Source organism: Bacillus sp. ISL-18 (assembly GCF_018613415.1).
GTDB lineage: Bacteria > Bacillota > Bacilli > Bacillales > Cytobacillaceae > Neobacillus.
In genome coordinates, this window is sequence record NZ_JAGGQG010000031.1 from 58293 (window position 1) to 70154 (window position 11862).

Consider the following 11862-nt stretch of genomic DNA (forward strand, 5'->3'; position numbering starts at 1 on the left):
CCCTACACAATAAAAGCTATTTATGATTTAGTGGCTTGTATTGTTGACATGATTAAAATAAAGAGCCTAGCACATAATTAGGTGCAGGCCCTTTTGTAATTATTTTTTAAGGCTATTTACTAACTCATCATACTTAGGGCTGTTTAAAAAGTTTTCTACAGAGATATGCTTAGCATTCGGTAATTTAGCTTTTGCTCGGTCGGTTAAATCCCTATGAGTCACCACCACATCCGCATCAGCAGGTAAATTATTAATAGCCGTGTTCGTAACCGTTACACCTAAACCTGCTTTTTGCACCTTATTTCTTAAAATGGAGGCTCCCATTGCACTAGATCCCATACCGGCATCACATGCAAAGACAATTTTGTTTACATTTTCAGGCTTGATTTCTTCTTGTGTGGTTAAAACGGAAGATACTGAACTTTTCTTCCCTTTCATTGCTTCCATCTTCACCGCTGCAGAAGATAAATCCTCCTCAGCTGTTGCCTTACTTGTTTTTAAAATCAATGAAGCTACCGCAAATGAAACGCCTGTTGCTACAATAACACCGGCAAGAGTTGCAAAATATCCACCTTTTGGTGTCATCGCAAGTAATGCGAAGATACTGCCTGGTGATGGAGCAGCGACAAGTCCAGCGTGAAGCACACTAAATGTGAATACTCCACTTACACCACCGGCCATTGCAGCAAAAATTAACATTGGCTTCATTAGGATGTATGGGAAGTAAATTTCGTGAATACCACCTAAGAAGTGAATAATCACAGCACCTGGTGCCGTTTGTTTCGCTGTCCCTTTACCAAATAACCAGAAAGCAAGTAAGATACCTAGTCCAGGGCCAGGGTTTGTTTCTAGTAAGAATAGAATGGATTTTCCTGCTTTTGATGCTTGCTCAATGGCCATTGGACTTAAAATACCATGGTTAATGGCGTTATTTAGGAATAGGACTTTTGCTGGTTCAATAAATATGTTAGCAAGTGGCAGCATGTTATGATCGACGATGAACTGAACTCCAGATGCTAAGAATTTGCTTAATGCTTCAACGACAGGGCCTACGCCTTTATAGGCTAGCAGTGTTAAAGCGCCTCCAAGAATACCCGCTGAAAAGTTATTGACTAACATTTCAAATCCTGACTTTATTTTCCCCTCAATCAGTTTGTCGAACTTCTTAATGACAAATCCGCCAAGCGGTCCCATAATCATCGCACCTAAGAACATCGGGATATCTGATCCGACAATCACACCCATGGTTGCTGTCGCACCGACAACCCCGCCACGGATATCGCCCACCATACGACCACCGGTAAAACCGATTAATAATGGCAATAAGTAGGTAATCATTGGGCCTACTAGTGCAGCGAGATCCTTGTTGGGAAGCCATCCGGTCGGAATAAATAATGCGGTAATTAGACCCCAAGCAATAATGGCGCCGATATTTGGCATAACCATTCCGCTTAAATAACTACCGAACTTCTGTATTTTAACTTTTACATCTGATTTTTCTTGAGCAGTCACGTTTACTTCTGACTTCACTTTAACTGTTTCACTCATCAGGTTTCCCCCCGCTTGATATTTTTTTATCTATCTAACTTAATATTAAAACGCTTTCACACATTCATCAATTGATACTAAATTTCATTTTGTCACTGTCGTTGTTGACAACATTTACTTTTTCAAAAAAAAACAAAAAAGGCTGGAGCCGAATCAAGTATGATTCGTCTCCAGCCTTATCATAATCCTTTTACTCTACCGTTACTGATTTTGCAAGATTTCGTGGTTTGTCGACATCACAACCACGGTGTAAGGCAGCGTAATAGGCAAGTAATTGCAATGGTATAACAGAGATAAGCGGTGTTAATACTTCATGTACTTCTGGGATGACAAAACTATCTTCATCCATATTTAAACCATCCATTGAAATAATACATGGGTTTGCTCCGCGGGCTACAACTTCCTTCACATTTCCACGAATACTTAAGTTGACGCTCGCTTGCGTAGCAAGGGCAATAACAGGTGTGCCCTCTTCAATTAATGCAATCGTACCGTGCTTTAACTCTCCGCCAGCAAAACCTTCTGCTTGAATATAGGAAATTTCCTTCAGTTTCAAGGCACCTTCAAGTCCTACGTAATAATCAACCCCGCGGCCAATGAAGAAGGCATTGCGTGTAACAGATAAAAACTCTCTTGAGATTTGTTCAATTAGCTCTTTTGAGTCACAAAGTACTTCCATTGCATTTGCAATAATTCCCAGCTCATGGATCAAGTCAAAATCAACTGAAATTCCTTGGCTCTTGGCAGTTACCTCCGCTAAAATAGCTAACACAGCCAACTGTGCTGTATAGGCTTTCGAAGAAGCAACAGCAATCTCAGGACCTGCATGCAATAACAGTGTATAATCTGCTTCACGTGACAAAGTTGACCCTGGTACATTCGTGATGGTTAAGGTACGGTAACCCAACTCTTTCACTTTTACAAGGACAGCACGGCTGTCAGCAGTTTCACCGCTTTGTGAAATGAAGATAAATAACGGCTTCTTGGTTAGAAGCGGCATATTATAAACAAATTCACTTGCAATATGGACTTCAACTGGCAGTTTTGCAATGCTTTCAATAAACTGCTTTCCAACCAAACCAGCATGATAGGATGTTCCAGCTGCAATAATGTAGACACGATCGGATTCATTCATAGCATGAATGATGTTAGGGTCAACTATCAAAGTCCCTTGCTCATTTTGATAGGTTTGAATGATCTTACGCAAAACCAATGGCTGTTCATCAATTTCTTTTAACATATAGTACGGGTAAGTTCCCTTTTCAATGTCACTTGCATCAAGTTCCGCTGTATAGGGCTGACGGCTAATAATATCCCCATTTAGGTTTTGAATGGTCACTCCATTCTTCGTAACAAGGACAATTTCCTTATCCATCAATTCAAGATACTGATTGGTCACTTGAAGCATTGCCATGGCATCACTTGCCACAACATTAAAGTCACTGCCAAGGCCTACTAATAGCGGGCTCTTGTTTTTCGCAACATAAATAGTCTCACTGTCTTCTTCATCTAAAAGTGCAATGGCATATGATCCATGTAAAAGGGTTAACGTTTTACGAAATGCCTCAATCACCTCTAAGCCCTCTTGAACAAATAGCTCAATCAGTTGAACGACAACTTCAGTGTCTGTTTCACTTCTGAATGGTACACCTGTTAAGTACTCACGCTTTAAGAGCTCATAGTTTTCGATTACACCGTTGTGAACAAGTGTAAAACGGCTTGACACACTTTGATGTGGATGGGAGTTTGTCTTACTAGGAACACCATGTGTGGCCCATCTAGTATGACCAATTCCCATATTTCCTTTTACATCTTCATTGACAATTTCACGTAAATCCGCAATGCGGCCCTTTTCTTTAAAAACATGAACACCATATTCATTCTTTACAGCGATTCCTGCAGAATCATACCCTCTATACTCAAGCTTTTCTAAGCCTTTTAAAAGAATTTCTTTCGAGTCGTTTTGACCAATATATCCAACAATTCCACACATTTTCTTTTTCCTCCCTGGAATCAGGGGGCAAGAATGCTTTTGGAGGCAGTGCTTGCCCCCTTATCTCTGCTTTTGATTAAGGTATCTGTCTATACCTTTCTAAACATTACAGTTAGTATGCGCATATTCTTCTCTTTGTGCATAGAGTTGCCTCTAGGTTTTAAAGAAGAACTTTTCGGTTGTGTGCAGGCAACCGGGAGGTATCCGCCGAACATTCGATAATCCTCCTCCTCGTCAACTAATCAACTCTCTTCTGATTAGTCCAGGCGCTTTTAGTTTTTCCAAGCTCCTACCTCTATCCTCCTTCCAAAGTTTCGCTTTAAGAAACAAGCACACTAATCTTACATGATTTGTCAATCGTCCGTCAACTAAAAACTTAAACGGAAAAACATGATTCAGAACTTTCCTTATAAAATATGCATAAGAGAACGAATCTGTTCCCTTATGCATAAAAGAAGACATGATACCATACCGCTAAAAGTTTTTAGGTAGTACGATATTCGTTGTATCGTTTATTCCTTTAATTCCATTTCTTCTTTAACAACATCAACAATCCGGTTTACAAAAGATTCACAAAGTTCCTCTGTTGCTGCTTCTGCCATAACTCGAACGAGCGGTTCTGTTCCACTTGGACGAACAAGAATTCTTCCGTTTCCTTCCATCTCCGCTTCAACCTGCTCGATTACAGCCTTTACCTTTAGATTATCGGTGACATGGTTTTTATCCGTTACTCGTACGTTAACAAGTTTTTGCGGATACTTTTTCATTTCACCCGCTAATTCTGATAATGGCTTCCCTGTTACCTTCATGATATTCACTAACTGCAATCCTGATAATAATCCATCGCCTGTTGTGTTGTAGTCTAAGAAAATGATGTGTCCTGATTGCTCACCGCCAAGGTTAAAACCACTTTTCTTCATTTCTTCTACCACATAACGATCCCCTACTGCTGTAGGGACACTGTGGATTCCATGAATTTCAAGGGCTTTGTAAAAACCAAGGTTACTCATAACCGTTGAAACAATGGTCCCATGTTTTAAACGGCCTTGTTCTTTCATATACTTTCCGCAGATGTACATGATTTGGTCGCCATCGACAATGTTACCTTTTTCATCAATTGCAATTAAACGATCCCCATCACCGTCAAAAGAAAGACCTACATCAGCCCCTTTTTCCTTCACAAGAGCTGCAAGTGCTTCTGGGTGGGTTGATCCGACTCCAGCATTAATGTTTAATCCATTTGGTGATGCCCCCATTGTCGATAAATCAGCGTCAAGGTCTGCAAATAAATGACTTGCTAACGCACTTGTTGCTCCGTGCGCACAATCCAAGGCAATATGGATGCCTGAGAAGTCTTCATCTACTGTATTCTTTAGGTATTGCAGGTACTTTTGACCGCCTTCAAAATAATCCATTACCTGACCAAGTTCTGCCCCTGTTGGTCGTGGCAGCTGGTCTTCCGGTAAGTCAATATAGTTCTCGATTTCTAATTCCTGCTCATCAGACAGCTTAAAACCATCTGGACCAAAGAATTTAATTCCATTATCGGCAACAGGATTATGTGAAGCAGAAATCATTACTCCCGCTTGAGCCCCTAATGCCTTGGTTAAATAGGATACCCCAGGGGTTGAGATGACACCTAAACGCATGACCTCTGCTCCAATTGATAGTAACCCAGCTACTAGTGCTCCTTCTAACATATGACCTGAGATACGGGTATCACGGCCAATCAGTACTTTAGGGCGATCCTTATCCTTTGTTAAAACATAACCGCCGTATCGGCCTAATTTAAAGGCCATTTCCGGTGTTAATTCGCTGTTTGCTACTCCACGTACCCCATCGGTACCGAAATATTTACCCATCTTAAAAAATCTCTCCTTCAACATGTGTAATGCTATAAATTAGGCATTATTAGTAATAGTTATTTTTGCGGTGGATTTGTCAGGCGTCCATTGGACATCCGTTGGCCCTTTTACTTGGATTTTGACATCATGGGTCCCTTCACTCAAGCCAGTCAAGTCGATAAAAACCGTGAAATCACTGGGTCCCAGCCCTGTTACAGAATCAGCCGGTCCATTCACTTGTAAATTAACAGTCTGACTTGTGGGATCAGTTACTTCGGCTTTAAAATTATCAGCTAAGCCTTGAAGTTTTAAAGGTATGCCCAAGACCGTTTTTTCTTGATCCGTGGCCGTTGTTTGTTCTACAGCTGGTTTTTGTTGTTCCACTTTCTTCACCACTACAGTTGCTTTTACTAACTGAGGGGTGACCTTGGTAACTCCATTTGAAATAATCACTGGCAGGGTCAGTGTTGTGTTTTCCGTAATCTTACTTAAGTCGACTTCCACCCTTACACTGTCTGTATCTTTTAAGACCTCTTCACTTCCAGTAATTTTGGCTTCTGTTTCATCTAACTCAATCGATTCAACCGTAATCCCTTCCGGAGCAGTTCCTTTTTTTACAATATTGATCGGAACCGTTTTGCTGTTCGATTTTATTGGAATCGTCACTTGAACCGTTTCAGGATCAACCGTTACATCCAACTTATTTAACTTTTTATCCAGTACTTGAATTTGAGCTTGTTTTGAAATGGTTGCTTTTAGTTTTCCAGTACCATCAAGAGTGGCTTTTACGTAAGTAATTCTATCAATGTCACTTTTAGCACCGGTAATTTTTACTTTTCTAGGCTCAACTTCAGGAAGACCAGCTGAGTATCCATCCTCTATTTGGCCGCCATCGAATTCTGCTTCAACCCTGAATTCCTTCGTAATCTTTTCCTGCACAGACACTTTTACACTTGCAGGCTTCATGGTTGCCTTTAATTTATCAGATAAGTTTCGTATCTTGAGCTTTACATTCTGCTTTCCAATCTTAGCATTTGTTAAATCAACATATACCTCAAAGTTTTTTAATGCCTTTGCCGATTGGACATGGGTAATCGGCCCCTTTATCGTTACATCGACCGTGTTCGGTATCCCTGTAACCACTAAATTCTCCGTATCATAATAGACTTTTACAGGAATATCCTTTATGGTCTCTGTTGTTTGTTCTCCAGGAACATTCACATCCGTTAACTTTTGACCAGTATGTGGTATAGAGGAATATAATAGGACTGCCAATAACAAGGCCAGTATTTTTATAAACCAAGGATTATCAAACAATTTATCCATTTTGTTTTCCCCTCCAGTTCCAACGAGCTGAAGAAGCCTGTTTCGATTTATTATGAATCATCATTTCACTGGTAAGCAGTTCTTTTAGTTCCTCCACTTTTAAATCACGATGAAGCTCTCCATTCCTTGTCAGTGAAATCCCTCCCGTCTCCTCGGAAACTATAACGGTTAAGCTATCGGTGACCTCACTTATTCCTAATGCTGCCCGATGCCTGGTACCCAGTTCCTTTGAGATAAATGGGCTTTCAGATAGGGGAAGATAGCATGCTGCCGCTGACACATTATTTTTTTGGATAATGACCGCACCATCGTGAAGCGGGGTATTGGGAATAAAAATATTAATGAGCAATTCCGAAGAGATATTGGAATTTAATCGTATACCTGTTTCTATGTAATCACTCATGCCCGTTTCTCTTTCAATTGAAATTAAGGCACCAATACGGCGTTTTGCCATATAATCTGTCGCCTTAACAATCGCTTCGACTGTTTTTTCCTGATTATCATCGTCTTGTGTACTGCTTCGCGAAAAGAATCGCCCTCTTCCTAATTGTTCAAGGGCCCTCCTGAGCTCAGGCTGAAAGATAATGATAACCGCAAGAAATCCCCAATTTATGGCCTGTTGCATCATCCAGCTTAACGTAATTAAGCCAAGCCACTCACTGACCACCCTGACAAGAAGAATAACAAGGATTCCTTTTAATAATTGAACTGCCTTTGTACCTCTTATCACATTAATCAGTTTGTAAATGACGTACCATACGAGGGCAATATCAACAATACTAGCTAGATACTTCCATATACTGAGATCCGCAAACTGCATTGTTTGTTCCTCCGTAACTTTCTAACAACATATAATTCATACAACTTAATTATTATAACATAAATTCACCATACAACTTTATTATATGTCTGTAGTTAAAAAAACAAATCACCCCCGTGGAGTGATTTGTTTTTATTTAGTTTCAGGCTGGCCAAAAATATCCATTACATCTTGAGCTGTTTTTTTCATATGATACCAAATCCAGTCAAAAACTTCATTTATTTCTTCTATTTGTCCTGTTACATGACCGGCAGAAGCTAAGTATTTTTCTCCGTTAATGACGGTGACATCACCTTTAACTTCTCCTTCAATCCGCACGTTCCCATTGTGAACAACGACATCTCCTTTGACGGTTTCACCTTTAGGAACAATGACCGTATGATTTTTAACCACTAAATTCTTTTGCTTGGAGACAGAGAATTCTTGATCCTGGCTCCAGCTAGAGAACAAGCTTCCCATCATTAAAATAATAAAAACAGACGCTGCTGTAAGCATCGGATGGTTGGTAAACCACCGCTGCATCCACACCTTTTTCTTTTCCTTCGGCAATTTGGCCAATACATTTGCTGTGAAGTCAGGCGGCGCCTGCATATGGGAAATGCCTCTAACAAGCGCATCCGTCTTTTTTAATTCATTAAAGATCATTTCACACTCTTTACAGCTTTTGAGGTGGTCTCTTAGGATTTTTTCTTCATCTAGGTCAAGTTCTTCATCTAAGTAATCATGCATGAGTTCGATGATCTGTTCTGGACACATTTATGTTTCACCTCATTATACATATCGTAATTGCTGCCTTAATGCTTCCCGGCCGCGATGAATTCTTGTTTTAACTGTTCCAAGTGGGAGGTCAAGGATCTCACTTATTTCATTTAAAGACATGTCCTCCATATACTTTAAGACGATTGCGGAACGATATTTTTCCGGCAATTTTAATATTTCCTTTTGAACGTTCTCCTGCAGCTCTAGACTTTCTACTTCGGTCTCTGGCAAAGGAGAATCCGAGGAAATTTGCGAATACATCGTTAAGCCTTCTGTTCCAGCGACTTCCGCGTCTAAATAATAATCTGGTTTCTTTTTGCGCAGACGGTCAATACAAAGATTGGTGGCAATCCTAAAAAGCCATGTTGAAAACTTTAAATCTTGATTAAACGACTGAATGTTCACATAAGCACGAATAAATGCTTCCTGTGCAAGATCTTCTGCTTCATGACGATTGCCAATCATCCTGTAACATAACTGGTAGACACTGTTTTTATATATTTCTACGATCTCACCAAAGGCATCTTGATCTCCTTTAATGACCTGCTTTATCCTTTTTTTCACAATTGTATCCATTAAGTTTCCTCAGCTCCATTGTCGCTATACGATATACGAACTTCAGCAAAAAAGGTTTCGTTTTAAAACAAAAAACTTCTCAATATCCTTAATATTAACAAAAATTTACTAATATGGGACAAAATATGTTTAAAGTTTTTTTTGCGGGGGAAAAAGATAGTATGTACATAGAAAGAGGTGGAAGATGATGTCTTCTTCATACCGAGGATTAGTAGAAGAAATAGAAATTCAACGAAATAATATGATTCGATTGGCATCTGAAACTTCTCTGTCCAATCAAAAAGTAATTGAGGCAAGCAAGAAGCTTGACTCCTTACTTAACCAATATTATCTATTATTGGCCCAGTAGGATAGTTAAAGCTGCATAGTTTAGTATGCAGCTTTCTTTTTTTATAATAATTTTTCACCAAATAGTGATCCCATTAGCTCCACAGCGCAGATAGCTGTTTTATTTTTCTCATCCAGGATTGGATTTACTTCCACAAATTCTGCAGAAGTAATCACGCCTGCCTCTTCAAGCATTTCCATGGCCAGATGGCTCTCACGGTAGCTGATGCCTCCAATAACCGGGGTCCCTACTCCTGGAGCATCATTTGGGTCTAAGCCATCTAAATCTAGTGATAGATGAACACCATCTGTTTTTTCTTTTAGGTAAGCAATCGTTTCTTCCATCACTTTTGTCATGCCTAATCGATCTATTTCATGCATGGTGTAAACTTTAATGCCCTTTTCCTTAATTAATTCCTTCTCTCCATCATCTAGTGATCTTGCACCAATAATGACAATGTTCTCAGGTTTTACTTTTGGATTATATCCGCCGATTTCGGTTAATAACGGATGACCTAAACCTATGCTTACGGCAAGGGGCATACCATGGATATTTCCTGATGGGCTTGTTTCAGCTGTATTTAAATCTCCATGAGCATCATACCAGATGACACCCAGGTTTTTATAATGTTTAGAAACACCGGCTAATGTTCCAATAGCGATGCTATGGTCTCCTCCTAGTACAAGTGGGAAGGAACCAGATTGAATTGCTTCATCTACCTTATCTGCAAGCAACGCGCTTTTTTCTGCTACAAGATCTAAGTTTCTTAGATTGGATTCTTTATCGATGACTACTTCTGGTCTGCCAACTGGGATATCACCCCAGTCATGTATTTCTTCAAATAAAGGCTTTAGGCGTTCATTAATTCCCGCGTAACGGATGGCACTAGGCCCCATATCTACTCCCCGTCTCATTTGTCCTAAGTCCATCGGCATTCCAATAATTGATAGTTTCTTTGTCATCTCTTTTCTCCCCTTTGCCTGTTATACTACCTATTTTAACCGTTTTCATATCGATGACTCAACTCGACAAAATTCTGTATATATATACGTTATTTTTAAAATATTCTGTAGTTAAGCGGTTACGTTTTTAGGATGGTAACTGTTTCTGGTTTTGGAGAGGGAGAGGGAGAGGGAGTTGAGTTGCTTCCGAATTTATGATGGGGTGTTGTATTTGACAACACTCGCTGGGATCTTCTTTGATTTGCCCTAATAGACTGGGACTTTTCGACAAAACTCTCTTAAGGCTTCTTAAAATTGTCTTATAGACAAGAGCTATTGGACAACTCTCTTGGCTTCTCTTAAATTTTGTCTTATAGATCCTCCCTATTAGACAAACTTCCTCCGAATTTCAAAAAAATGTCCTATAGACGAAGGCTATTGGACAAAATAGAAAACTCCCTATGTAAATTGTCTTAAAGGCCACCGCTGCCTTTAAAAGACTAGACTAAAAAAAGTTCAAACCAATTTAAATAAATACATTAATATAGGACTTCCTTACCCCAAAAATAAAAATCACCAAGTCCTAAAAATAAAAAAAGCCTTAAATCATGAACATGATTTAAGACCAAATATGTAGTGTGATGGTGGAGTCTAGGGGGATCGAACCCCTGACCTCCTGCGTGCAAAGCAGGCGCTCTCCCAGCTGAGCTAAGACCCCATTGGAGCGGAAGACGGGATTCGAACCCGCGACCCCCACCTTGGCAAGGTGATGTTCTACCACTGAACTACTTCCGCAACTATGCGGATAAATATTAGAAAATAAAATGAGCCATGAAGGACTCGAACCTTCGACCCTCTGATTAAAAGTCAGATGCTCTACCAACTGAGCTAATGGCTCTTGGCTGGGCTAGCTGGATTTGAACCAACGCATGTCGCAGTCAAAGTGCGATGCCTTACCGCTTGGCTATAGCCCAAAGATGTAATTACTTCTAGTATGTCCAACTTTTTAAAAAATATGAATGGTGGAGGGGGACGGATTCGAACCGCCGAACCCGGAGGGAGCGGATTTACAGTCCGCCGCGTTTAGCCACTTCGCTACCCCTCCATATTCAGAAAAAAAGATGGTGCCGGCGAGAGGACTTGAACCCCCAACCTACTGATTACAAGTCAGTTGCTCTACCAATTGAGCTACCCCGGCGTAAAATAAGGAAAATTTATGGTGGAGGATGACGGGATCGAACCGCCGACCCTCTGCTTGTAAGGCAGATGCTCTCCCAGCTGAGCTAATCCTCCATATTAAGATGGTGACCCCTACGGGACTCGAACCCGTGTTACCTCCGTGAAAGGGAGGTGTCTTAACCGCTTGACCAAGGGGCCTAGAAAATTAAATTAAAGGTAAGCTTCCAAGCGGGCTCGAACCGCTGACCTCTTCCTTACCATGGAAGTGCTCTACCTACTGAGCTATGGAAGCACAGCTATACATTGTGTTGACATAAAAATGGCTCCGCAGGTAGGACTCGAACCTACGACCGATCGGTTAACAGCCGATAGCTCTACCACTGAGCTACTGCGGAACAATAAGATAACAGCCTGGCAACGTCCTACTCTCACAGGGACAAAGTCCCAACTACCATCGGCGCTGAGAAGCTTAACTTCCGTGTTCGGTATGGGAACGGGTGTGACCTTCTCGCCTTAATTACCAGACTATTTAGTTGAAAGAAGTTCAT

General features: G+C 40.6%; 9 protein-coding genes, 10 tRNA genes and 1 rRNA gene. 1 reads left to right on the forward strand and 19 read right to left on the reverse strand.

The window, feature by feature from the left end:
- Positions 1-99 precede the first annotated feature (99 nt).
- The 7 genes from J7E81_RS28910 to sigW all read right to left on the reverse strand — a co-directional run bounded on the left by J7E81_RS28910 (position 100) and on the right by sigW (position 8866).
- A complete protein-coding gene (locus tag J7E81_RS28910; protein WP_285292067.1) occupies positions 100-1548 on the reverse strand; it encodes a PTS mannitol transporter subunit IIBC in 1449 nt (482 codons plus the stop codon).
- 190 nt (positions 1549-1738) lie between these two features.
- Positions 1739-3541, reverse strand: coding sequence for a glutamine--fructose-6-phosphate transaminase (isomerizing) (gene glmS / locus J7E81_RS28915; protein ID WP_215047618.1), 1803 nt, complete (start codon positions 3539-3541; stop codon positions 1739-1741).
- 512 nt (positions 3542-4053) lie between these two features.
- Positions 4054-5403 (reverse strand): phosphoglucosamine mutase, encoded by a 1350-nt coding sequence (glmM, locus tag J7E81_RS28920; RefSeq protein ID WP_215047619.1) that lies wholly within the window; start codon positions 5401-5403, stop codon positions 4054-4056.
- A 39-nt stretch (positions 5404-5442) separates the two neighbouring features.
- Positions 5443-6711 (reverse strand): CdaR family protein, encoded by a 1269-nt coding sequence (locus J7E81_RS28925; RefSeq protein WP_215047620.1) that lies wholly within the window; start codon positions 6709-6711, stop codon positions 5443-5445.
- On the reverse strand, positions 6704-7531 hold the full coding sequence (gene cdaA / locus J7E81_RS28930; protein WP_215047621.1) for a diadenylate cyclase CdaA: 828 nt from the start codon (positions 7529-7531) through the stop codon (positions 6704-6706). Before cdaA ends, J7E81_RS28925 begins: the two co-directional genes overlap by 8 nt.
- Before the next feature lie 132 nt (positions 7532-7663).
- Complete coding sequence (rsiW, locus tag J7E81_RS28935) at positions 7664-8287, reverse strand: anti-sigma-W factor RsiW (RefSeq protein WP_215047622.1); 624 nt, start codon at positions 8285-8287, stop codon at positions 7664-7666.
- 15 nt (positions 8288-8302) lie between these two features.
- Positions 8303-8866 carry an RNA polymerase sigma factor SigW gene (sigW, locus tag J7E81_RS28940; protein ID WP_215047623.1) on the reverse strand — a complete coding sequence of 188 codons (564 nt, stop codon included), beginning with the start codon at positions 8864-8866 and terminating at the stop codon, positions 8303-8305.
- A gap of 187 nt (positions 8867-9053) precedes the next feature.
- Here sigW and J7E81_RS28945 point away from each other — a divergent pair, with 187 nt between their 5' ends.
- Positions 9054-9215 carry an aspartyl-phosphate phosphatase Spo0E family protein gene (locus J7E81_RS28945; RefSeq protein ID WP_215047624.1) on the forward strand — a complete coding sequence of 54 codons (162 nt, stop codon included), beginning with the start codon at positions 9054-9056 and terminating at the stop codon, positions 9213-9215.
- A 41-nt stretch (positions 9216-9256) separates the two neighbouring features.
- Here J7E81_RS28945 and rocF read toward each other — a convergent pair whose 3' ends face one another.
- The 12 genes from rocF to rrf form a co-directional block, all read right to left on the reverse strand.
- Positions 9257-10156, reverse strand: a complete 900-nt coding sequence (gene rocF, locus J7E81_RS28950; RefSeq protein WP_215047625.1) for an arginase — start codon at positions 10154-10156, stop codon at positions 9257-9259.
- A gap of 621 nt (positions 10157-10777) precedes the next feature.
- Positions 10778-10853: transfer RNA gene (locus J7E81_RS28955), tRNA-Ala, on the reverse strand.
- A gap of 2 nt (positions 10854-10855) precedes the next feature.
- A tRNA-Gly gene (locus J7E81_RS28960) sits at positions 10856-10930 on the reverse strand.
- A 30-nt stretch (positions 10931-10960) separates the two neighbouring features.
- Positions 10961-11033 (reverse strand) — tRNA-Lys (locus tag J7E81_RS28965).
- Position 11034: 1 nt separating this feature from the next.
- Positions 11035-11109: transfer RNA gene (locus tag J7E81_RS28970), tRNA-Gln, on the reverse strand.
- 46 nt (positions 11110-11155) lie between these two features.
- A tRNA-Tyr gene (locus J7E81_RS28975) sits at positions 11156-11240 on the reverse strand.
- 17 nt (positions 11241-11257) lie between these two features.
- Positions 11258-11333, reverse strand: a tRNA-Thr gene (locus J7E81_RS28980).
- 19 nt (positions 11334-11352) lie between these two features.
- Positions 11353-11428, reverse strand: a tRNA-Val gene (locus J7E81_RS28985).
- A gap of 9 nt (positions 11429-11437) precedes the next feature.
- Positions 11438-11512, reverse strand: a tRNA-Glu gene (locus J7E81_RS28990).
- A 21-nt stretch (positions 11513-11533) separates the two neighbouring features.
- Positions 11534-11606, reverse strand: a tRNA-Thr gene (locus J7E81_RS28995).
- Positions 11607-11634: 28 nt separating this feature from the next.
- Positions 11635-11709 (reverse strand) — tRNA-Asn (locus tag J7E81_RS29000).
- Positions 11710-11723: 14 nt separating this feature from the next.
- Positions 11724-11839, reverse strand: a 5S ribosomal RNA gene (gene rrf, locus J7E81_RS29005).
- Positions 11840-11862: the final 23 nt, after the last annotated feature.

Excerpts from the sequence above, each read along its gene's own strand:
- glmM (WP_215047619.1), bottom strand. The coding sequence starts at position 5,403 with ATGGGTAAATATTTCGGTACCGATGGGGTACGTGGAGTAGCAAACAGC.
- rocF (WP_215047625.1), bottom strand. The coding sequence starts at position 10,156 with ATGACAAAGAAACTATCAATTATTGGAATGCCGATGGACTTAGGACAA.
- rsiW (WP_215047622.1), bottom strand. The coding sequence starts at position 8,287 with ATGTGTCCAGAACAGATCATCGAACTCATGCATGATTACTTAGATGAA.
- J7E81_RS28945 (WP_215047624.1), top strand. The coding sequence starts at position 9,054 with ATGTCTTCTTCATACCGAGGATTAGTAGAAGAAATAGAAATTCAACGA.
- glmS (WP_215047618.1), bottom strand. The coding sequence starts at position 3,541 with ATGTGTGGAATTGTTGGATATATTGGTCAAAACGACTCGAAAGAAATT.
- sigW (WP_215047623.1), bottom strand. The coding sequence starts at position 8,866 with ATGGATACAATTGTGAAAAAAAGGATAAAGCAGGTCATTAAAGGAGAT.
- J7E81_RS28925 (WP_215047620.1), bottom strand. The coding sequence starts at position 6,711 with ATGGATAAATTGTTTGATAATCCTTGGTTTATAAAAATACTGGCCTTG.
- cdaA (WP_215047621.1), bottom strand. The coding sequence starts at position 7,531 with ATGCAGTTTGCGGATCTCAGTATATGGAAGTATCTAGCTAGTATTGTT.
- J7E81_RS28910 (WP_285292067.1), bottom strand. The coding sequence starts at position 1,548 with ATGAGTGAAACAGTTAAAGTGAAGTCAGAAGTAAACGTGACTGCTCAA.